The sequence below is a fragment of the Vibrio sp. 10N.222.54.A3 genome (genome assembly GCF_041474095.1).
Classification (GTDB): domain Bacteria; phylum Pseudomonadota; class Gammaproteobacteria; order Enterobacterales; family Vibrionaceae; genus Vibrio; species Vibrio crassostreae_C.
In genome coordinates this window covers 66,618-90,096 of the sequence record NZ_JBFRTN010000006.1, presented here as the reverse complement: position 1 = coordinate 90,096, position 23,479 = coordinate 66,618, and the positions used below count along the sequence as shown (strand labels likewise).

Genomic DNA, 23,479 nt, shown 5'->3' with positions numbered 1-23,479 from the left:
ACAAATTACCATTATTGTTATCCTAGCAAACTACAATTACTCAACTAGTATAATAGTAGTCATTCATCAAATAACTAGGGAAGGTTATGAAAAAACATCTTATCGTTGCATCCATAGTCAGTTTGTTTTCAAGCAGTTATGCTTCTGCAAGCGAACCTCTTCACTACTACATTATTGCGAGCCAAGCGCAACCTTTTCAAATCGAAACTGACGGGTCATCTCACAGAGGAATTGTTTCAGATATTGTGGAAGCCGTGTTTGATGACAGCCAATATGAGATCAACTACCACACCTACCCTTTTAATCGAATGATCGACAAGCTCGATGCGAGAGAGAATCCAAACTGGGTTACCTATGGCAGCCCTAGTTGGGGGAATATTCAATCTGCGAACCTATCTGAAGACCCGATTTACAATGTAAAACACGTATTACTCAGCAGCGGTAAAAAACCATTTGAGTTCAATACAATCGATGATCTCGATGGGAAAGCCGTGGTATTGCTGAAAGGATTTGAGTATCCGAACTTGGAACCTTATATCCAACAGGGCAAGCTCAACGAGATTCGAGTAAAAGATTACACTGCTGCGTTTCGTGTCCTGAACCGAGCACCTGGCGACACCGTGTTTGTGGAAATGGAATCACGAATCAAATACAACCTAAACGAGCAAAAACTGAGTATTGATGATTACCAGATGCAAGAGTTTGGTTCTGTCATCAATAACTACCCTATCCATTTGGCGTTTGACCCTGAGATGGATCCTAAACTGCAAAGCTTCATCAACCAACGCCTAGACCAAATGAAAGACGATGGACAGCTTGACGACATCGTACAGAGTTACTTATAGCACCAGCGTAACTTAGAACTTAGCAACGGATAGCTTAGTCACGTACGTTAACTCTCGTTGATGCCTGACTCTCTAAAACCGAAAAGGCCGCCCTGCTTCATACTAGATAGCAGGGCGGCCTTTTAAATGCGTCTAAGGGGTAATCATAAGCATGCCGCTATCTGAATCGACGAATCAGTGCGAAGCAATTAAATGCAGTTGCTGAGTGCGAAGCTGGTGACGCACTGCCATCAGAATCTTACCCAAATGGTTCTCGCCGGTTCCATCGCCGCCATCGCCCCAGAAGTGGTCTTTGTGCGAATGTTCTTTGATCACCGAATCTCCGGTCTTGGTAAGAAACAGCGCAAACTGTGGATTCTGTCTGAACTTCTCCGTCACAATAAACTGCATCACTTCAACACGAATGTCATACCAATCTTCGCGAACTTGGTCTTCGTAGTCACGACTTAAAGAGAACGCTTCAGCAGGTGTACTGGCTTCCAAAATGGTATTACGTAGCGCTTCGGAGGCAAACTTCATCGCTTGATAATAATGTTCGCTGGTTGCCCAAACTTGATCACCTACCTTGATAGGACAAGCGGCAAAATTTGACAGGTATCCGTTCGGATCTTCGGGTTCGTAAAACAGCACTTCTTTAGCTTGAGCCACAGAATTAGACATAGCCTTCTCCTTACCAACGACATCGCATATTTTTGCTTTAACTTTAAAATTAGTGGCGTTGAATATGACTGTCAAACAACTTAGTTCAAGAGTATGCCATGTGCGTGTTTTTCATCTGAAAAGCGTAATATCACAAGGGATAGGCTAAACGGAACAGTGAGCCAAAGAATCAAGGAGTTGATTAAATCTGGATAGGAAACATGAAAAAACACTTATAAATCAAAGGGTGGCGTTGTGCCACCCTTCTAAATGCAATGGGGATTATTAGTGAATAAGACCTAGCTCCCTCGCTTCTTCCAGACTCAAACCGCTTTCTCTAATTTCTCTTAGAGTCTCGATACGACGACGAGCTTCAGCAGACTTCATTTTCTTTTCTGGTTTGAAAGATACTTCTTCTTCAGCATCCCACTTGTTTGCAATATTTGTCATTTCATCATGGTTGATAGAATTAATGGACATGTTTTCCTCCGAAAAGCACCATGTAATGGACAGGTAATCTGTAGCAAATGCTTTTTCGCTTGTTAAGAAATTCTGTACTGAAGTGTGATGATTCCGACGCTTCACAAAGCTAATTAATAAATGCCTCATTTAAACTTTGCCAAAGCCATTTTCTGCAATTATATTTAAAAGATTCCCCATAAGAAATGTGGTTTGATCCAACTCTCATTTTCCCCTCTTTCAATGCAATCAAATCCGTTAGCTTTCACATAGGCTAAGGCGAGATTTTCGGCTTAGCCGGAGAATAAGGCTGCGGGAAAAGCACCTGCGCACGATTGATGACCAAGGTTTACCCTGCGACAGAGGGAGAGATACTGTTCAAAGGCAGAGACATCTCTACTCTGAAAAGCCGTAAAGATATCTTGGATTATTGCAGCCGTGTGCAAATGGTTTTTCAAGACCCCTTTGGTTCACTCAATCCCACTCACACTATTGATCACCATTTAACGCGCCCACTTAAGATCCATAAACAGGTAGCCACTAAACAGGCTCTCACAGAGCGCCTCAAAGAGTTATTAACGCTGGTGGAGTTACCCATCGAAACGCTAGCCAAATACCCGCACGAGCTCAGTGGGGGCCAAAGACAGAGGGTTAACCTAGCCAGAGCACTGGCCGTTGGCGCTGAGGTTATTCTTGCTGACGAACCCACCTCGATGTTGGACGTTTCGATTCGACTTGGCGTGTTGAACTTGATGCAAAAAATGAAGAAAGAGTTAGGCATAGGCTTTTTGTACATAACCCACGACCTTGCCACGGCACATTACATCGCAGAAGAGACGGCGGTGATGTACAAAGGGCAGATCGTCGAGTGGGGATCAACCCAGTCGATCTTGACCAATCCACAACGCCCGTACACTAAGTTGTTGATCTCTGCCGTACCAGATCCCGATCTGCCATTTGGCGAACTCGTCAAAAATGAGCCAAACTATTCAATAGACGCTGATCGTATTCGAGAGCAGAGCAGTGAAATACAGCATGAAATCAAACAAGTTTCTGATAATCACTTTGTAAAACAGTGGGATAACGTTGCATGAATGAACTAGACACTTGGTTAGAGCGGATCGGAGATTGGTACAAAGACCGAAAGCATGATCAAGTGGACCGGTTAGAACCTTTGATCTTAACGCCTCCAGATGCGCTCTGGGGGCCATTGATCACGGATGAGCAGAGCAAAGGCATCGCATGTTGGCTAGACGGATGCCTGAGAATCTTTACTTTCTATCGCCACCTCGCGGATTCATCGAATCCGGACTTGGCTTCGCAGGAGGCCAACAGCTCAAGCCATCAAGATAAAGCCTACCAATACCTAATGTTTGCCTACAGTAAGCTGCAAGCGGTGTCATGTGACCCAAAATCAGAAGCAGGATTGCAAGAGTGGTGTACACAGCGGCTACAACACTTGTGTGTATTGGCTTTGGAGTTTACGAACCAACAGCAAGAACCACGTTGGAAAGCAGAGTCTGAAAAATTGATCGAGTCGCATGTACGCTTTATGGCAACCCATCCCCGAAACGATGATCAAGGCATTATTCAACGCCATCTCCACTGATCAAGCCCTTCTCGATCAAGCATCAAATCAGAATCTCACCAGAGCTAGATCCGTAGAAAGCATGATCGAGCCTTGATCATGCTTCGGCGTTTAACTCTGTAAGCTATTGAATTTTAATGATTGACTGAATTTTAGGCAAAAAAAAGCGAGTCCCTTGGGAACTCGCAAAAATCTATTCAGTATGATGTAACAAAATATGAGCCAATCTATTAATCACAAGAAAGGACAAAGGTTGTCTATTCGGGATAAATAATAATCAACTAGATGCGCTACTTTGTCATCACTTTGTCAGCGTTAGGTGCGATTTTAATCAGCACCTAATGTCTTCAAAACTATCCATTCAGCGTCGGTAAAACAGGCTTATCGCGATAGGATAATGACTAGTGGCCAATCGCCATTTCATCGAGCGCAAGGAACACGTTTTCGTCTAAATGACCTTCATGAACTTGTTTACACACTTTACGACGCACCGCTAAACCAGAGATCAAACGTTCAATGGACAGATGTCGATTGCTGGTGCTATCTCGGTCGTTATATAGCTCAATCAAGCGACTCAGTGTTTCGTATGGGATAACGTCCTCCCCTACTCTCAACCAATCAAGCTTCTCAATGAGCTCTGAGCACTCTTCTTTGATTGAGGCATGTGAGTGCCCTGTCATAGCAGATAAAGCCGTTATGCTGCGTTCTAGAGCCTCTGCAGAGGTATATTTAGAGAGAGTAATCATGATCTCGTCAGCGTTGATCTCAACAGAGTGTTTACGCTGCTTAACTCGACGTCCCAATTTACCTCTTGGCGACGGTGCTTTACGCTGAATGGGCTCAAACTCACCGTCGATAATCTCAGACAGCTCTTCCAGTTTCTGCTTAGACACCATTTCGTTACGAAGTGGGTTCGGCAGCGTTGGTGCCATATTACGCTTACCCGCGTTAGTGGTACGCGCTCTTGAGTAACGTAAGACCTCTTCCACATTACATTTGATATCTACCTGATAATCGGTCGTTTTCCCTTTTTCGATCAACGCGGTGATCGTCAAGTGATAACCCCAAAGATTAACCAGGAAGGTATCTTCTTGATCCCCGACTTCACCCAGCTTTCTGAGCTCGCGGATCAGATCCATCGAGAAACGACGCCAATCGATGTTACGCGCCAATTTCTGGTTGAGCTCACTGAGCAACATGCTATCTGAATGACGACGTGCCATGCGGCTTCTAAAGTACGAATACATTTGGAAGACCAAGGTATGTTGCTTCAGGATTTCTGGCGGAAATAGGAAGAAATAGTCACGCGTCAGCAGCTCTTCGTAGAACGAAGGCTCCCAAACCAGGATGTATAGGTTCGGTTTAATGCGAATTTCGCCGTCAGAGCCTTCTGTAGGCGCTTCTTCCGATGCGGTAATGGTTCTAGCTAAGAATCGGAAACGATCACTCTTGAAGCCTTCTGGCATGTTCTCACTAAGCCAACGGCCTGTAAGCTCGTGCAGTTGGAAATCCGTGAATTCGATACGATCAATACTGTCGCGGATAGAATCACGTGCAGGGCCGCTGTCTTTCTTGCCACGTAAAGACAAAATATCAGTGATGTAGAGTGGTGTTTTGTTTGGCGTGTGTTTCGCGTCTAGATGGTAATCATCTTGGTGATGATCATGATATTGAACGGTGAGAGTGAATAACGCGAATAGCGTCATCAGATCGTCAACGGTCATGATATTTTTAGAAGATCGTGTCTCGATCACAGCGCGAGTGCCAGAGATCGAAACCATGGATTTCTGGTAGCTCTTACGAGTTCTAGGTGGCGCTAACGCTTGATCAATAATCCCCGCCCAATTGGTTGGCGAAACAATGAATTGATCCGCTTCATCTTTCATCGTTGGTGGGGTATTCAACCCATGTTCATTCAGTAAGCGCTTGTTTACTTTGGTTTGAGCTAGGGCTTTAGAGCGCTTTTGCTTTTCATTTTGCTTCACGCTTTCTGTCACTAAGCTGGTGGCACCCAGCACCGATATCAATTGGTTTGGGTTCACAAAGCGATGCAACATAGTTTTACCAGCAAGGCCTTCTTCAAAGCGAACGGGGATTTGTTTGAACAATCCGATATTAACTGCAGCTCTCAGCCTTTGCTGTAAGGCTGCGCGAGTGACTTGACCATCGGTTGATTCAATAATCTCAGTGGTGGAAACGTACCCGTCTTTACTGCTAAACCCACGAAGTGAAATTAGGTTAAGAAGCTCAACTATGCTTTTGGTGACACCTTTGAAGTGTTGATATTGTTCTATCCATTCAACGGCTGTTTCAGATACCTCAAATAAATGACCATCTTTGTGGCTTCGTGCCTTAATTAACAATTTCTCTTCTGGTTTCATTTTTGATCCGTATCACACTAACCGTAATTTCACTATAGTTCCTGAATGATAAAGAAAGAATGATCATAAATAAAGAGAATTTATTGGCTTTTAAATAACTGATCTTTTTGATTAATATGATCTTAAATGATTAAGTGATCTAATGATCTGGACGTAATTTTGCTTATAAGTGGCTGAATTTAAAGCATTAAAATAAATCGCCTTGGAAAGCATGATCATAAAGGTTCCGAAACTATGATCATTAAACTTAAGAAAGCATGATCACAGAACATCAGAACGATGATCATTAAGTCATTGTAAGCATGATCATTATTGGTTCGAAAGCATGATCATTATACTTATACAGCTTATCCACAGATCGGAATTCAACATCGGTTTCTAAGTCGCTTTTGACTTGTCTAAGTGGACACTTGTGGTGGCCAATCTATCGGAACAATGATCAAGAGAGCATACTTTTTTATCGTTCCTACCCTATTGAGTGCAAAATTTAGTCTGTATCCGCTGGAAATGGATTGCTTTGATGTATTTAGAGCGGGTGGGTCTTAACTAGGAAGCATGATCATGAAATTGTCATGTTTGTGTATTCTTGGTCTGTGTCGATTGAATTTTCAATCATTGAGCCCTTATAGGCGTTGAATCCCCATTCCAAAAGCATTTGTCCGTAACTTAGTTCATAAATTACATGCTTCCGGAACTATGTTTACTTGATCATTTTTCCGGAGGTTGATCATTTCCAATCTGCAGTTGCTCGGATCAATATTCCTCAGTTTACGCCTTGATCATGCTTCATAATTTGGCGTTATCAATTATCTTACACTGGATGTGCTCCATGATCATTCTTCCGGTTAAGTTCCAATCCTCTGTTGTTTTTTGACACCCCATCTTCTCTTCTGTTTTGAATTTTTTGGTCATTGAGTGTTTTTTAATTTTTATTGGATTGAAAATCTATAAATTCGAATGCAAATCACACCAACCGTAATCTACGGTTGTATTTCAATCGTTCCGAAGGTTTTTCGTTGAAATTCCATTTACATTGTAAATAAGTGATGCTGTAACATTTAAAATGTAGACTAGAAATAGCATGGTTATACATGATAGAAACAGTCATTTTTGTGTTTGTCTAAGGCGATGTTTCATCAAATTGTAAAAACGCGGTCTATTTTATGTGATTTTACTCATAAATGTATGTTCATGTTTTTGTTGTGTTTGTTGTTAATCGCTGTACAATTTGTACTTAGTTAATCATTACGGAAACTGGCAATGAAAAGAGAACAAACGATTGATAAGCTCTATCAGCTAGCCGAACAAACTCAACAAGTTCAGGCTGACCGAATTGAGATTATTTTGGAAGAGCGAAGTGATGAACATTTCCCTCCAATGTCTAAAGCTATGATGGAGACTCGTTCTGGTTTAACGCGTCGTAAGCTCGATGAAGCGATCACTAAACTTGAAGCTGATGGCCATCAGTTCACAAAGAACAACGCTAATCATTACTCGATTTCATTGACAGAAGCTCACATGTTGATGGACGCGGCAGAAGTGCCGAAGTTCCATGAACGTAAGCAGCACGCTGACAATAAGCCATGGATTATCAACGTACAAAACCAGAAGGGTGGTACGGGTAAATCAATGACAGCAGTTCACTTAGCCGCTTGTTTGTCTCTGAATTTGGATAAGCGCTACCGTATCTGTCTGATTGACTTGGACCCACAGGGCTCTTTGCGTCTGTTCCTAAATCCACAAATTAGTGGGGCAGAGCACGACAGCATCTATTCTGCCGTCGATATCATGTTGGACAATGTGCCTGAAGGCCAAGATGTCGATCTAGAGTTTCTTCGTAAGAACGTACTATTGCCAACTCAGTATCCAAACCTGAAGACAATTTCTGCTTTCCCAGAAGATGCGATGTTTAACGCTGAAGCGTGGCAAAGCCTTTCACAAGATCAGTCACTTGATATTGTTCGTCTGTTAAAAGAGAAGCTTATCGACAAAATCGCCGATGATTTCGATGTGATTATGATTGATACCGGCCCGCACGTTGACCCTCTAGTATGGAATGCAATGTACGCGTCGAACGCACTTCTGATTCCATGTGCAGCTAAGCGTTTGGATTGGGCTTCAACGGTTAACTTCTTCCAGCACTTACCAACGGTTTACGAAATGTTCCCGGATGACTGGAAAGGGCTCGAATTTGTTCGTCTAATGCCAACCATGTTTGAAGACGACAACAAGAAACAGGTGTCAGTTCTGACTGAAATGAACTACCTGTTGAATGACCAAGTAATGATGGCAACCATTCCAAGAAGCCGTGCTTTTGAAACCTGTGCCGACACTTACAGCACGGTTTTCGATCTAACGGTGAGCGACTTTGAGGGCGGTAAGAAAACTCTAGCTGTTGCTCAAGACGCAGTACAAAAAAGTGCTCTAGAATTAGAGCGCGTATTACATAGCAACTGGCCTTCACTTAATCAGGGATAACAACAATGGCAATTAAAACATCTGACTTAAATGCAAAGCTATTTGGTAAAGCAAACAAACGTCGCGTAGCAACACCACAAGAAGCGCAAACAGCGGCAAAAGAGCAGGCTCAAGTGATTGAGCTTTCTGTTGCTGGCGAAGATTTGGTTTCATTTGAATTGGTTCGAATTCCTGCGGCTGAAGTGGCTACTCGAACGGTTGTTTTTGAAGAGAACGCTCGTGAGCAATCTTTCTTAAACGAGCACGCGCTTTCTGATGTTCTTACAACATTGAAAGAACGTGGTCAGCAATACCCAGCGGTTGGTCGTAAGAACAAAGACGGTAAGATTGAAGTTCTTGATGGTAGCCGTCGTCGTATGTCATGTATTTTGGCTGACAAAGAGTTCCTAATCTATGTTGCTGAAAACATTAACGGCGAACACGCTAAGTTCCTATCAGACGTAGCTAACGCTCATAAACCGCTTTCTCTTTACGAGAAGGGCAAAGAGATGCAAGCGAAGCTGGATAAAGGCGAAGCTGAAGATCAGAAAGCACTGGCTAAAATGTTCCAGTGCAGTGAAGCTTTGGTGAGTGGTGCATTGAAAGCAGCCGCTTTGCCACTTGAATTGCTACAAGCTTACCCAAATGTGAGCGACCTTGGTCGTCCAACTATTGTTAAACTGCACAAGCAGTTTGGTGGATTGACGAGTGAACAGCAGCAAACACTGCTTACTAAGTGTGATGCTTCTGAAGGTTTTGTATGGCAGCGTAGCGAAGCTCAAGGCGTAACTCGTCTAACCAAAGACGTGACCGAAACATTGGAAGGTTGGATTCTTGAATTGGCGCCAGCGCCAGCGAAGAAAGCTTCTCCAAAAGTTGAGCTTATTAAGGGCCGCGTATCATACAGCCGCAAGGGTTCAAACTTGGCGTTGAACCTTAAGAAAGTTGATGACGCAACAATGGAAGAAATCCTCGCCTTCGTACAATCGAAGCTCGACTAAGTCGACGACTTTTCATTACTCCTCTAAAGCCGCTTTATGCGGCTTTTTATTTGGCTGTGATAAACTGTGTTTAGATGAATCTGGACGCTAACTATGACAAACCCAACCAACACTTTTCTGCATACACTTTCTAATATTGCTCAACATAACGATCACCGTTACGGCGTGGTCTTTGATGGCGAATTTGATTGGCAAAACTCAGCTGTTTTTACCTTCCTTCAAGATTCAAACACTCCGAGCATCTTCCAGGTTGGCGGTACGCCATTTGAAGGTGTGATTCATGCTCCAGTAAAAAAAGGCCAACAACTGCTTGGTCGTGAGTGCCAAGTTCTTGTTTGTGATTTTAGAGAGCAGTTCGATGCGAATGGTTTTAGTGCCGCGTTGGGTTCGTTAGTTGGTGGTGGGTTGTTGTTGGTGTTGCCGCCAAAAGTTAATGCCTCTGAAGATAGTGAAAGCTTTGGCCAACGTTGGTTAAAACGTCATTTCGATAAACTGATTTCTGTTTCACAACACAATGAAGCCGGCGATGTAGTTCAAGCAACTCACGCTCTTCCTCAGATGCAAAGCGCCCAAAACGGATTGGATAAATTTGAACAGCAAAGCACGGCTGTTGAATTAGTAAAAAAAGTAGTGTCTGGACATCGTAAACGTCCTTTGATTCTCACTGCGGATAGAGGGCGTGGTAAAAGTTCGACATTGGGTATTGCCGCTGCGCAGCTGTTAGTTGAGCGTCACGGGTTTAATATTATTGTTACCGCGCCTTCAGTGAAAGCGGTAGAGCCGGTATTTTCTCATGCTAGCCAAGGGTTAGAATCTTGCGAAGTGGTAAACGCTACTCACATTCGTCATCAAGGTGGCAGTTTAAGATTCGTCGCAGCAGATGAATTACTTAAATCCAAGCCTGATTGCGATCTGTTATTGGTTGATGAAGCAGCTGCAATTCCAATTCCGATGCTTAAATCCATGGTCGACATCTATCACCGTATGGTCTTTTCAACCACGGTACACGGTTACGAAGGCAGTGGACGAGGGTTCGGTATTAAGTTTGAGTCTTGGCTTTCTGAGCATCGTCCAGGGTGGAAAGGCTTTAAGCTCGAACAACCGATTCGTTGGAATAACAACGATCCGCTAGAAGCTTGGTTGTTTGATTGCTTCCTACTTGGTAATGACGCATCACTCAGTGAATCGGCGGTTGCTGAACTCGATGGCTTTTCTGCCGAGGCAATCAACCAATTAAACTTGGTCGAGTTATCAAAAGCAGAATGCTTGGCTAATCCTGAGCAGCTACAGCAATGTTTTTCTCTTCTTGTGGATGCGCACTATCAGACGTCGCCAAATGACTTAATGCAATTTCTCAACAATCCAGCAATCCGTTTATACGCCGCTTGGCAGCAAGATAAATGTTTAGGTTGTATGTTAGTGACGGAAGAGGGTGGTTTGGACAGCGAGTTGATTGCTCAAGTTCAACTTGGAAAACGCAGGCCTCAAGGTCACCTTGCCTCTGTATTACTGGCAAACCAATTCGGCTGTACTCAGGCGGCGACCAGTCGGTGCCTTCGAGTTATGCGCATTGCTGTTTCAGCACGTCATCAAGGTTTGGGTATTGGCCGTTGGATGTTGGCTCAGTTATCACAGCAAACCAGCCAAGCAGATTATCTGGCGACAAGCTTTGGCGCGACCAGCGAATTGATTTCTTTTTGGCGTGGTAGTGAATTTGAAGCTGTGCGCATCGGCCACCAGCGAGATCAGGCCAGTGGCTGTCACTCGGTTCTGATGGTTAAGGCGCTTCACTCAAACTCTCAAGGCTGGATAAACCAAGTTCAAAATCACTTCGAGCGTAGCTACTGTTTTCTTGTTTCAGGTTCTTTGGTTTCACTTGAAACCGATATGGTGCGAGCTCTGCTGCCAAAGAGTGTTCACACCGTTAGTGAGTTTGAAACTCAGTTAGTTAGAAATTACGTGAACGGTGGCAACAGTTATGATGCGATCAGCTTCAGCGTACTGAACTTGATTCTACTCAGTAACGATCGAAACATAGGTATTTCTGACTTACTCATCGCAAAGGTTGTTCAGCAGAAAGAGTGGGGGACTTGTGTTGAACAGTTTAATCTTGTTGGTCGTAAACAAGCAGAGATTCAGTTTCGTAAAGATGTCGATGTTTTGCTAGCAAATTTACAGTGTAAATAGGCTAGCCATCATTTAAATAGACTGACCGCTACAAATTAGATTTACAGTGTAAATTAGAATCTTGGATTTACACTGTAAACTGAAGCTCCATATTCAAATCCGTTTTTACCCTGATTGTCTGTTACATCACTTCTGTTTCATCTCTCCACTACAGCCTTTAATCTTCTAAAGCTATTCGCCTTTACTATCTAGCCCTACATCGAATCAACATTCAATCGCACGAAATATTCTGAAAAAATTTTCCTATGTATTTGTAAAGGCGAAGCAGATCATAAAATGTGTAAGTCTTATTTATGAGTCATGTTTGCAGAATCGAAAGTAAGTGATGTGACGCTGATTATTCTAATAATGTGATACTCAGCGCAGAATGAATTATATAGACTGAATAACAACTGAGTCATTAGGGATACTCAATTCGAATGTGGGATAACATCGTTACATTGTCGGAAGACAAGCAACAAGTAATGGCATGTCTGCCAACCGGGATTGTGGTTGACGCAAGCTTTGATAACAAGACGCTGCCACCAACCTTGGAAGCTTTGAATGCATCAAACTATTTTCTTTTCGAAGAAGAGGTGTTGCGTTTCGTTACTCTTGCTAAAGAAGGTAAGGGTGAAGCTTATGAAGGAATCTTGATTGCTGAAGTTCGAAATGCCACTGTTGCGGTCGAACTGTCTGATGATGAGATGTTGGCGAGTCTCGTGGTCACTGGTCCCTACAATGGACACCCACTGCGTGGTAGCGACATCATTCAGTGCTTATCTCTAGCTCAAATAACAAAAGGAATAAATAAGTTAGCGCTCAGAAAAGTTCTGATGATGAGTAGCAAACTTAAGCCCGGGGAAAAGTTTACTCAGCCCGTAGCTAAAGGGACACAACCAGTAAAAGGTAAGGATGCTAAGTTTGCCGCTTTGGTTGAAGATATTACTCGCCAAGTCTTGAAGCCTCGCAGCAAAGACGAAGGCAAGATTGATATGCGAGACTTGGGACAAACCATTACCGTTGGTCAAAATGATCACTTAATGAAACGTACCCCCGCTACCAAAGGTATCGCTGGCTTTACCGTTCAAGGCCGAATTATCCCACCGCTTCCTGGGCAAGACAGTTTAATCAAGCCAGGAAAGGGCACCTACATCTCCCCTGAAGATCCCAATTTACTACTCGCCTCACACCCTGGATTGCCCATCATTAAAGATCGAACCATCGAAGTGGATGACGCCTTATGTGTCAGCAACGTCGATGTCTCAACTGGGCATGTTAAATTTAAAGGTAATGTCTTCGTCTCTGGCAACATCGAGCCGGGGATGATCGTCAAGGCGACCGGAAGTGTTACGGTTGGTGGCTTTATCGAATCGGCCGAAGTTCAAGCCCAGGGGGATATCAAAGTCGCCAAAGGCATTATCGGCCATACGACTAAAGAGGGGGAGCCAAAAAGTTGTAAGGTATTCAGTAAAGGCTCTATCACAGCAAGCTACGCACAGAATGCTGAGCTACAAACGGCCACCGACCTTAGACTTGGTGTGCACAGTATGAGTAATGACATTCGCTGTGGTAACAACCTTATCGTGATGGACAGTTTGAAAAAACACGGCACGCTCAGCGGTGGTGAAGCCAAAGTCGGCGGAAAAGTAGAATGTGTCTTCTTAGGTGTTGAGGGAGACACCGCAACTAAAGTACATGGCTTTGCGCGCTACGATGGTTACCGACAAAAGCTAGCCGAGCTGAAGGAAGCTTATAAACACACTCAAGAGCAAACCATGGGTGTGATTCGCCAAGAGTTAGAATTTAAGAAGCGCCCTAAAACCGAGAGAAGCGAAGAGCAAGCCCTAGAAATTGAGCAGCAACGTGAGAAGAATAATCTCGCAATTGAAAACACAAAGTCGCAGTTAGATACACTCGAAGCAGAGTTTGAAACCAACCTTGCTGAATGTACTGTAGAGGTACACGAAAAAGTGTATACCCGAGTGACGATTCAATTTGGTGATGAGACAGTCACAACCAAGCGAACTCACGGCGGAAGTGTTTTCTCATTCAACCAATACGAGATCCAATGTTCATTTAAGATGGAGCAAGAGGATATTGCTTTGTAGGCTTTGTGTTGAACATAAGTGATGCTTGGCTTAGGTGATGATACTGACAAATAGAAAAAGGGGAGCTGATGCTCCCCTTATGGTTTCTACTGATAATGATTTATTTAGATGGCTTGAGCGCTCTAACTTACGGCTCTAACTCGACCTTGTTTAAGGTCTGAAAGAACCTGTGCTTTAGGACCATCTGCAATGATGCAGCCTTTCTCCATTACGATCACTCGATCGACAATGTCCAACATCGACGTTTTGTGTGTAATCAGAATTAACGTCTCGCTTGGTAGCAATTGGTTAAGTTGGTGTTTGATGTGCATCTCTGAACGGTTATCCATAGCACTGGTCGGCTCATCCATCAACAACACTGGCGGACGGCCAAGGAAGGCTCTAGCAATGGCAATTGACTGACGTTGTCCACCAGACAGCAAGGCACCACCTTCACCCACTTGGCGTTCCAAACCTGCAGGATCTTGTTGAGTAAACGCGGTTACCCCTGCACGGTTTGCTGCATCCATCACGTCACGGTCATCCACCAAAGGACGACCTAAAGTAATATTGTCTCTTACTGAACCGTAGAACAGGTTACTGTCTTGCGGAACACAACCTATATTGCGTCGTACGTCGACATGATGCAGTTGCTCCATATCCGTTTCATCAATACGTACATGGCCTTCTGTGGGCTTGTACAGGCCCATAATCAGACGTTCTAGTGTGGTTTTACCTGAACCAATACGACCAATGATTGCTACTTTCTCACCAGGACTAATATTGAGGGTTAAGTCTCTAATTGAAGCCACTGGTGAATCTGGGTAGTGGAACGTCACTTTATCTAGCGCGATATGGCCCTGAATAATCGGACGGTGAATGTAGCGTTTACCTTCTTCTTGTTCATCAGGCATCGACATCACTTGCTCAATCAGAGTCATTGATGACTTTGCTTGGTTGTAACGAGTCGAAAGCAAAGACAGCTGAACAAGCGGGCCAATCGCTCGGCCGCTCAACATGGTTGCTGCGATCAAGCCACCCATCGTAAGTTCACCTTCTGCAATTAGATACACGCCAAAGATGATCATACCAACGTTAGTACTTTGCTGAACAAAGCCGGCGGTGTTTTGGATGCTGTCAGTGATGCGTCGGCTTTTGATATTCCAATTCGCCATGTGAGCAACAGCTTCTTCCCAACGGAATTGGAATTGACTTTGCGCGCTGAACAGCTTAACCGTCTCTAACCCTGCCAAACTCTCAATCAAGTTTGCGTACTTCTGCGAAGCAAGACGAGAGCCTTCTTCAATGGTGCGGCGCAGTGGGCCTTGGATTAGCAATGCATAGACGATCAAAATGACCACGCCAGCAACGGGTACGAATACAAGGTTTCCAGCCATTAGCCAAATTAGCGCTAAGAACATCAGTGCGAACGGTAAGTCGATTAACGAGCCAATGGTTGCAGAGGTAAAGAATTCACGAATGGATTCGAACTCTTGCAAGTTTTTAGCGAAAGCACCGACGGAAGCAGGCTTCGCTTCCATACGAATCCCCAGTACTTTACTGAACAGCTTGGAGGAAATGAGAATATCGGATTTCTTACCGGCAACATCAATGAAGTAGCTTCGCATCAATTTGAGCAGCAAATCGAATAGGAACACGACAAAGATACCACTCGCTAGCACCCACAAAGTTTCAAAGGCGAGGTTAGGGACTACTTTGTCGTACACCAAGCGAGTGAACATCGGCGCGGCAATTGCGAAGATGTTGATCAGAATGGAGGCGATCAACACATCTCGGTAGATGTTTTTAGATTCCCAAATCGTGCTCCAAAACCAATGCCCTTTACGTGTTTTTAGAACCTCTGGTGAACGTTCATCATAGCGAAACTGCTTCTTTACCAAGAAGTAGCGGCCGATGAATTGTTCTTTCAGCTCTTCGACAGGAATGATGATTGGCACCATTCCGCTTTCCGCTGTAATGATTTCCGCTTCTTGCTTCTCTAAATCGATACTGTTGAGAACGCACGCCTCACCTTGTTTAAGCAGTAAAACGGCAGGCAGAATCAGGTGAGGAATCTTTTCTAAGTCGGAACGGTTTTCTTTCGCCACCAATCCTGCTCGCTCAGCAGAACGTGGGAATAGGAAAGGGGTTAGCTTTCCGTCTGATAGTGGTAGCCCATTGATCAACGCTTCGGGCGAGTTAGCTAACCCGTAATACCGGCTAACGTAGATCAGTGAGTTCAATAGTGGATCTTGCATGTGATATAACCCTTACAACTATTTATCAACAATGAAGCCTTGGAACACTTCTACGTAGTTATCAGACAGAATATCTAGCTGAGTCTGAGTTTCTATTCGAGACGCGATGGTGGTGACGCCTAGGTTGTGAGCGGTTCTAGAGATCGACGTTAAGGTGAACTTCTGTTTTTCGTCATCAAGGTTATGTGTGAACAGATAATCTAGTTTCACATAACTTGGACGGTATTCGTTGATGTAATCCAGTGATTGGAAGTTACGCCCATAGTTATCGACACCAAACACCGCTTCAGCGTTGCGAATGGTGTTACACAAGAGTGCCGTGTAGTGCGGAACGTTGATGAAGCAGTTTTCTGGAATCTCAAAGTGCAATAGGTGAGCGATTGAAGCATTCTGTTCAAGCGTCTTACCGATCCAACGGATGAAGCTTGGTTGAGATATACTGCTTGGCGAGAGATTAATAGCGACTGGGCTGGTTACTTCTTTTGCATTGAGCTTTTCAACCATCTTCTCAATAACGTATTGGTCGAGAATGTGGCTCATTTCAAGCTGTTCTAGCGCGTATAGATACTGGTTAGCACCGTAACGCACGCCATCTTTTTCAATCGCAGAGAACACCTCTTGGTGATACGTTTTACCAAAGGCATTGTTTGCAGCCTGCAAACGGAAGGTAATGAGGTCGTTGATGATCGCTTCTTCAACCAACATACGCCATTGTTGTTTGCCCATCACTGCGCCGTGATCGTCTGCGGTTACGTAGCCGTAAGCAAGTTCTCGATTCGCCTTGGCACTTGAGAGTGCGTTATCCACCAGCGACATGATTTCAGTACTGGTTTTACGCCTGTTGCTGTAGGTCACACCAAGAGCAATATGTGGATTCGCAGTGCCTGTTGGGTCTGAACCTAGGCTCTGGATACAGTTTACGATGCTGCTCGCGACAAGTTTCAGTTCGCTCTCATCAATGTTTGGCATGATGAAACCGAACTCGTCACTAGAAATACGAGCGATGGTGATATCTGGAGATGAAATTGAAGCTTGCAGCTGTTCAGCCAGTTGATGAACCAAGGCATCACCTTCTTGATAGCCCTTTTCATCGTACTCTTCACTGATAAACTCCGCTTTAAGTACCGCTAAACCACCTAAGCTCGACTCCTCTAACCATTGAGTTAACTGAGACATGTAGTAAGCACGGTTACCTAGCTGAGATACAGGGTCGATATATGCTCTTTCACGTAACTTCTGAGCTTCTTTCGCTTGGTTTTTAAATGCCAGTTCAACTTGAGTCGACATGTGGTTGATACCATCGACAACCAAGGTGAGATCTTTTGTCTTTGGACGAGCCAGAGGTTCGCCAAACTGATTCTTGGCGATCTGATCCATCTTCGTAATGATCAACGAGAGCGGGCGTAAAGCGCGCTTAAGGATCCAAGAGATAGACACCAAACCGAGCAAGAAGATCGTGCCAAATATGCTCAGTAAGCGGATGAATGCTTGCCAAAGTTGATCGTAGGCAGGGCCTGGGTGACTTACGATCTCGACCTCGGCCAATTGCATCCAGCCACTGGTGATCACGCGGCGGTCATGAACAGGCTCGAACAGGTTTAGGTTGGTAAACCACTCTGGTACGCCAGTTGGCTTTACAGGGTATGAGCGGAGAATGTCTTCACCGCTATCGAGAAAGATCAATCGAACGACTGAGTAAGAACTGCCATCAAACAGGGCGTTGATAACAGACTCCACTGCCACCTTGTCCTTTTCTTCTAGGTAAGGGGCGAGAGCCAGTCCAACAGTATTAATGGTATTACTTACCTCAGAGCGTTGCTGCTCCTCTAAGTATCCACGGGTGGTATTGAATTCGATCATAAAAACTGACGTCATCAGCAGTATGAACACTGCAACCATCCCGACCACAAGCTGTTTATATAAAGTCATTGTACCTACTCATCGTAATTGATAATGGGTTTGTTTAATTTTAGAGAGCGCTCACGTGAACGTAAGTCGTTCCATAAGCTCAATCTTGAAGATTTCCCTGCCAACTTGCCGCTGCCTGCTGCCGACTTGATCAACCAAAGGTTTTTACCGTTAAAACTGTAAATTGGTCTTAGATCTGGGCGTTTGGAACCGCGTTTAATTTCAGGGTTTAAGTTGTCCAAAATTAATGGCTCTGCACTCGGTGTTGAGTAGTAAGCTAACACCATGTGGAACTGGTTTAGTTCCAGTGCTTTTACGTACACTAATCGTAATTTCTTATCTGGGACGCCCAGTTCAAGCAAAGAGAAGTATTTTGCGATTGTGAAGTCTTCACAATCACCGGCGTTGCTGCCTAAAAATTCCAGTGGTGTTGCCCAGTAATCATTCTTTCCCCACAGTATGTTGTCATCGACAAAGTACATCTGGTTGAAGAACTGGTTCACCGACCTGAGCTTCTCTTTTTCACTTAATCCGTCGTATGACGTCATATTTGAGCGCCATGTTGCCACTCGCTTTCCGGCTCTATCGCCGTAGGTTTTGGTCACTGCATCTATCCACCGTTGGTCGCTCTTGTTGAGCGCAACAGAGGTGAAAGAGGTGAGGACCAGCAGCAATAGCGAAATCCGAGACTTCATAGCCTCTGCTCTTGTCTATTTGCTGTGTATTGAAAGGCGTTATCAAACATCAAACGTCATTACTCTTTTAATGCATTGTTTTGAGCGCTTAATAGTGGCTTCAACATGTACTCAAGCACGGTTCTTTTACCCGTGATGATATCGACAGAGGCGGTCATACCTGGAATGATTGGCAACTCTTCGTTCTGTCCAAAATTGTGTTTTTCGGTGCGCACGCGCACGATATAGAAGCTATTGCCTTCTTCATCTTGAGTGGTATCGGCACTGATGTGCTCTAACACGCCTTCTAGACCACCGTACTTAGTGAAGTCATAAGCACTGAATTTAACGATGGCAGTCAATTCTGGGCGTAGGAACGCGATATCTTGCGGGGCGATTTTCGCTTCAACCAATAGAGAGTCTTCTGTTGGTACAATCTCAACGATGTCCATACCCGGTTGGATAACCCCGCCGACAGTATTAATACCCAATGTTTTAACGGTGCCTGTTACAGGAGAAACCACCACGGTACGGTTTACTCTGTCTTCTAGGCCAACGGCAGATTCGGTCATTGCAGAGAGCTTATCTTGCGCTTGATTGAGCTTTTCTTGTTGTTCGGAGCGGAAGTTCAGTGCGGCATCAATACGGCTGAGCATGGATTCTTTGATTGCTGAGCGTAGCAGAGGGATTTTTAGCTCGCTTGAGGTCATTTCTCGGCGAGTGTCGTTCACTTGTCTTTGCAGTTTAAGTAATTCAATTCGTGGTACCACACCTTCATCGGCGAGGGGTTTGGTGATATCCAGTTCTTGGCGAGCAAACTGGTAACTCTGTTTTAGGTTGCGAACCCGCGCCTTAATCTCAACTAGGTCTTGCTGTTTCTGTTCAACTTGTTGATCAAAAACAGAAAGTTGGTTTTTTAGGTTATTGAGATCTTGACGATATTCGGCTTTTTGGCGATTAACCAGTTTAGGCTGAAGCTCGTAGAATTTTGGTGGAAAGGCGAGTTTACCGTAATCAAGCAACACGCTTTTTTTCCACTCTTCAACAGAGAACTCTTCGTTAATGACGACACTGGTTAATGAAGCGGATAGCATCAACACGTTGGCGGTTAAGTTCGCCACTTGTTGTTCACGTTCGCGGAAGTCCGAACGGAATCGAGTGTCATCGATCAACAGTAGCTGCTGACCTTTCTGAACACGTTGACCTTCTTTAACTAAGATCTCTTTAACTAAGCCACCTTCAAGGTTTTGCACCACTTGGATTTGAGAGGAAGGGATCACTTTGCCTTGGCCAACGGTAACTTTGTCGATCTCTGCCCATGCAGACCACCCAATAGCAGCAATAAAAAACAGAACGATCACCCACAACATAATTCGCGCACTGGTGGGCGTATTGAGGAGTAGTGCCGCTGTTTTATCATCGACATACTCAAGCTCGGTCTCGTTCAATTTGCTGAAATTTTTCTGACTCATAACAGTCCTTGTTCGCTAAATAAAAGTGCAAGCCTATTGAGTGTATTCTTACTTTTGATAAATGTTAAGATTTTGCTCATTTAAATATTTGAATTTATATATTTTTTAAGACTTATCGGTTCTTGAAATCTGTTTTATCGAGTTGGTGCTTTCTTAGTTTGTCATACAGTGTTTTTCGCGATACCTGCAGCTCTTGTTGTACTTCTTTTAAACGACCTTGATGGCGATGTAGTGCCTCAATCAAGATAATTTGTTCAAAGCTATCGGTGCGTTGGTTTAACGACTGTTGTTGCTCTTCAATGCTCATATCGAGTTCATTTTGCTCATTAGTATCGTTGTCGAGCGACGGCTGCTTAATTTGAGTCAGCACTCTGAGTTCAGCATGTTGGCGAAGCTGACGAATGTTCTCCGTCCAATGCGTTGCAATGAGTCTCTGGATCTCTTTTTCTGTAATCACGGGTGGCGGCAGTTGATAGCGACTGGCTGCACCACGAGCAAAGTGTTTGAACAAAGAGCCAATATCTTCCGTTCTTTGCGCCAAGGGTAGTAAATTAAATCGGCGCAGTTCACCTGTAATTGTAGTCGGAACTACTGTAGTTGCGATAATGATACAAGTTGCATTGGTCTTGCATGAGTTTTCACGAAGTAGAGTGGGTTTTAGAGCGGCTAACCATAGCCATTGCTGCGAAGTTAACGCTTCTGTTTCATGGATATAGAGTGTTCCACCTTGATGCTTCAAGAACAGTTGCAAAATAAACTGATGGAATGTCGCTTCGTCACTGCGTGGCAAATTAAACGCCGCGACAGGGCAAAGCTCTGCGGTTTGATGACTGTGTAAATCATGGGTGTATTGTGCAGTGACCCTTTTCCCCGTCCCTAAATCACCAACAAATAATAGAAGTGGGTTGGTTTTGGTATCTAGGGTGATCAATTCTCGGCGTAATGCCTGCATCGATGGCGATTGACCAATCAGTTTTGGGCCAACCTGATTTTGCATTGCCAACTCTTTGCGCAATAGGTTGTTCTCTTCAACCAGTGCGAGTTTATCTGCGGCTTTTTTAACGGCAGTGAGTAGGGCATCGACCACAAATGGCTTTTCCAGAAAATCGTAAGCGCCGGCTTTCATTGCGGATACCGCGGTTTGCACGTCACCATGTCCGGTAAGTACGATGACCTGAAAATGAGGGTTTTGGCTCAGCAACTTTTGCGTTAATTGAATGCCATCCATTACCGGCATGTGAATATCGGTGATGACAATTCCGGCTTGCGTGGTATCTATTTTCTTTAATACCTCAATAGCATTGGGAAAGCCGACGATATCGATACCTTCAATGAGCATGGCTTGTTCTACCGAGTCTCGAATGGCGGGTTCATCGTCGACAAAATAGAGTTTAGGCATAGAGTGCAAAAGCCGATTCCTTAGCTGTAGGTGAGATTAGCAGTATGTGAGATTCGTTTTCTAATCAGCGATAACAACGGCGTGTTAGCCCTTATCGTTATATAACGGGATGCTTAGCGAGAATACCATGCCTGAAGGCTCTAATCGGTTCGCGCTGATCGTGCCGTGATACGCTTCAATAATCCGTTTCGATATTGAAAGCCCTAGCCCTAAGCCTTCCGGTTTGGTGGTAAAAAACGGGTCGAACAGCTGTTCTAGCTTATCGTTCGGCATGCCAATTCCGTTATCCCAAATGATCAGCTGACAAGCGTCATGATGCAGTTGCCATTCGATGCCTATCTGTGGGCTAGCCTGTTGGTCAACGCTTTCCAGGTTTTGTTGCTCCTGCAAGATTTTGTGTTCAAGAACTTGTTGTTGCAGCGCTTGAGTCGCGTTGTGAATCAGGTTCACTAGTACTTGCTCGAGTTCGGTTGGATGAATCGCAATATTGATGTCATCTGGCACCGTGCTTAGCCTTAGCGTAATGCCTTGCTTGATCATCAGCGCACTGAGAATGCTAGTGGCGTTATTGACCGCTTGATGCAGGTTCGCCACATGATGTTCTTGTTTGGTGACCTTGCGAGTAAAGACTTTGAGTCGCGCGATGATGTCGGTAATGGTGTTGTTGAGGCCAATCATTTTCTCAAGATTGCTTTTCACTAAATCGGTTCGTTCCATTTCCAGTAGCTTTAAGCTGTTTTCACTGTAGGTTCGCAGTGCTGCAAGCGGTTGGTTGATTTCGTGGTTAATGCTGGCTGACAGCTCACCGAGTACCGCTAATTTCGCGGTTTGTGTCAGCTCTTGTTCTGTCTGTTTCAACTTCGACTGCGACTCTTGGTATTGAAAAAGGGTTTGTTGCAGCTGCTGATTGGATTGCTTCAAGTAGTGGGTACGTTTATCAACGGTTTGCTCTAGGTTTTGGTTGAGTCGGGTCAACGCCACTTTCGCGAGATAAGTCTGGCGCCACGACCAAGCGATGAGCATCACCAAGCTGTAAATCACCACGAAGATGACATCGATCTGAAAGATTTTAATAAGTTCAGCTCTGGTCTCTTTTAGTGCGACAACTTGGTACTGGTTGTTGCTGACCGTTGCAGTGTAAAGATTAAAAGCACCAAGCTTGAATAACTGGTTGGCGGTGAGCTCTTTTCGGATTTCATTGGATTGAAGGTTGCTAGATTGATTGGTATTGCTCGCTTCTGACTGAGAGCTTGAAGAACGAAAGGCTTCGATGATCGAAATTTCGCTTTGACCGTATTGGCGTTGAAGTGCGATATCCGTTTGTTGTTGCTGAGTTAGTGGCAACAATGAATGGTAAAGCCATGGAGCTTGGCTTGATAGAAAGACGACTTGGTTAGAGTCGAGTACTACGATCTCAAAATCGTCGCTGGTTAGGATGTTTTCGAGATTTTCTAAGCTCACTTTTACGGTGATAACGCCAACAATTTCCTTGTCGATATACAGAGGTGAAGACAGAAAATAACCGCGTACGTTCGAACGAGCGCCTAGCGCGACATATTGTGTGTTGTTACCTTGAATGGCAGAAGCAAAGTAGGGACGAAACGAGAAGTTCTCACCCACAAAAGTGCGAGGCTTTTGGTAATTACTGGAAGCGACCACAGTACCGTTCGGATCGTGAATATAGATGGTGTCGGCTTGGCTTTGATTCGACCATTCAAATAGCAATTGATTGAGCTGCGCAGCGGAAATCTTGTCTGCTTGTGGTGATGAGTCAAAATAAGAGAGCAAGCGCGGGTCATGGCTGAGCAAATCCGGGATCTGTTTGAATTTATCCAATTCAGAGTCGATTTGTAGATTGGCTTTACTTGCTGCTTCATCGAGTTGCTGAGTGACGATTTTTTCTTGGAATTGCACTGCCATAAAGTGGGTTGCGGTCAGCCCTGCAGCTCCCAATAACAATGAGAATAAAACAAAGGGTGTCATTAGGTTAGGCAGTATTTTGGTCACTCGGATCTCAGCTTGTCATCGGTTTGTATAAAGATTATCAATATGATGGAGAGAGTACCGAGATCTTGTTAACACAGAGCACCTTCTGTGAGACAAAACCATGGCTTAGACTTGTGTTTCAAAGGATTACGGCGC

Annotated in this window: 15 protein-coding genes and 1 pseudogene; 7 read left to right on the top strand and 9 right to left on the bottom strand. The window is 44.3% G+C overall.

The features are described 5' to 3' along the window. The first annotated feature begins 86 nt into the window (after positions 1-86). Complete coding sequence (locus AB4507_RS01460) at positions 87-845, top strand: ABC transporter substrate-binding protein (protein WP_019823349.1); 759 nt, start codon at positions 87-89, stop codon at positions 843-845. 174 nt (positions 846-1,019) lie between these two features. On the opposite strand, the gene AB4507_RS01455 is transcribed toward AB4507_RS01460, so the two are convergent. Both AB4507_RS01455 and AB4507_RS01450 read right to left on the bottom strand, forming a co-directional pair. After that, positions 1,020-1,580 carry an NADAR family protein gene (locus tag AB4507_RS01455; protein WP_032546895.1) on the bottom strand — a complete coding sequence of 187 codons (561 nt, stop codon included), beginning with the start codon at positions 1,578-1,580 and terminating at the stop codon, positions 1,020-1,022. Between the two features lie 189 nt (positions 1,581-1,769). After that, positions 1,770-1,964 (bottom strand): hypothetical protein, encoded by a 195-nt coding sequence (locus AB4507_RS01450; protein ID WP_017061218.1) that lies wholly within the window; start codon positions 1,962-1,964, stop codon positions 1,770-1,772. A 287-nt stretch (positions 1,965-2,251) separates the two neighbouring features. On the opposite strand from AB4507_RS01450, the pseudogene AB4507_RS01445 reads away from it, so the two are divergent. Continuing rightward, positions 2,252-3,037: pseudogene (locus AB4507_RS01445) on the top strand (ABC transporter ATP-binding protein); the annotation flags it as partial. Continuing rightward, the gene (locus AB4507_RS01440; protein WP_102320933.1) at positions 3,034-3,552 is read left to right on the top strand and encodes a transcriptional regulator; all 519 of its coding nucleotides are present in this window, start codon (positions 3,034-3,036) and stop codon (positions 3,550-3,552) included. The pseudogene AB4507_RS01445 and the gene AB4507_RS01440, both read left to right, overlap by 4 nt. A 380-nt stretch (positions 3,553-3,932) precedes the next feature. On the opposite strand, the gene AB4507_RS01435 is transcribed toward AB4507_RS01440, so the two are convergent. Continuing rightward, positions 3,933-5,912: a replication initiator protein RctB domain-containing protein gene (locus AB4507_RS01435; protein ID WP_017071247.1), complete on the bottom strand. Its 1,980-nt coding sequence runs from the start codon at positions 5,910-5,912 to the stop codon at positions 3,933-3,935. Between the two features lie 1,260 nt (positions 5,913-7,172). Here AB4507_RS01435 and AB4507_RS01430 point away from each other — a divergent pair. From AB4507_RS01430 to AB4507_RS01415, 4 genes are all read left to right on the top strand, one after another. Next, positions 7,173-8,390, top strand: a complete 1,218-nt coding sequence (locus AB4507_RS01430; RefSeq protein ID WP_017061213.1) for a ParA family protein — start codon at positions 7,173-7,175, stop codon at positions 8,388-8,390. Between the two features lie 5 nt (positions 8,391-8,395). Further along, a complete protein-coding gene (locus AB4507_RS01425; RefSeq protein ID WP_017061212.1) occupies positions 8,396-9,370 on the top strand; it encodes a ParB/RepB/Spo0J family partition protein in 975 nt (324 codons plus the stop codon). 93 nt (positions 9,371-9,463) lie between these two features. Next, positions 9,464-11,557, top strand: coding sequence for a GNAT family N-acetyltransferase (locus tag AB4507_RS01420; RefSeq protein ID WP_372182099.1), 2,094 nt, complete (start codon positions 9,464-9,466; stop codon positions 11,555-11,557). Between the two features lie 419 nt (positions 11,558-11,976). Next, positions 11,977-13,647 (top strand): DUF342 domain-containing protein, encoded by a 1,671-nt coding sequence (locus tag AB4507_RS01415; RefSeq protein WP_372182098.1) that lies wholly within the window; start codon positions 11,977-11,979, stop codon positions 13,645-13,647. Between the two features lie 122 nt (positions 13,648-13,769). On the opposite strand, the gene AB4507_RS01410 is transcribed toward AB4507_RS01415, so the two are convergent. From AB4507_RS01410 to AB4507_RS01385, 6 genes are all read right to left on the bottom strand, one after another. Then, positions 13,770-15,884 (bottom strand): type I secretion system permease/ATPase, encoded by a 2,115-nt coding sequence (locus tag AB4507_RS01410; RefSeq protein ID WP_017065144.1) that lies wholly within the window; start codon positions 15,882-15,884, stop codon positions 13,770-13,772. Positions 15,885-15,902: 18 nt separating this feature from the next. Next, the gene (locus AB4507_RS01405; RefSeq protein ID WP_372102667.1) at positions 15,903-17,813 is read right to left on the bottom strand and encodes a LapD/MoxY N-terminal periplasmic domain-containing protein; all 1,911 of its coding nucleotides are present in this window, start codon (positions 17,811-17,813) and stop codon (positions 15,903-15,905) included. Positions 17,814-17,818: 5 nt separating this feature from the next. Next, positions 17,819-18,487, bottom strand: a complete 669-nt coding sequence (locus AB4507_RS01400) for a transglutaminase-like cysteine peptidase (RefSeq protein WP_019823329.1) — start codon at positions 18,485-18,487, stop codon at positions 17,819-17,821. Between the two features lie 59 nt (positions 18,488-18,546). Continuing rightward, positions 18,547-19,938: an HlyD family type I secretion periplasmic adaptor subunit gene (locus tag AB4507_RS01395; protein ID WP_048660519.1), complete on the bottom strand. Its 1,392-nt coding sequence runs from the start codon at positions 19,936-19,938 to the stop codon at positions 18,547-18,549. A 112-nt stretch (positions 19,939-20,050) separates the two neighbouring features. Continuing rightward, positions 20,051-21,337, bottom strand: coding sequence for a sigma-54-dependent transcriptional regulator (locus AB4507_RS01390; RefSeq protein ID WP_372182131.1), 1,287 nt, complete (start codon positions 21,335-21,337; stop codon positions 20,051-20,053). Positions 21,338-21,421: 84 nt separating this feature from the next. Next, on the bottom strand, positions 21,422-23,344 hold the full coding sequence (locus AB4507_RS01385; RefSeq protein WP_372182097.1) for an ATP-binding protein: 1,923 nt from the start codon (positions 23,342-23,344) through the stop codon (positions 21,422-21,424). Positions 23,345-23,479 lie beyond the last annotated feature (135 nt).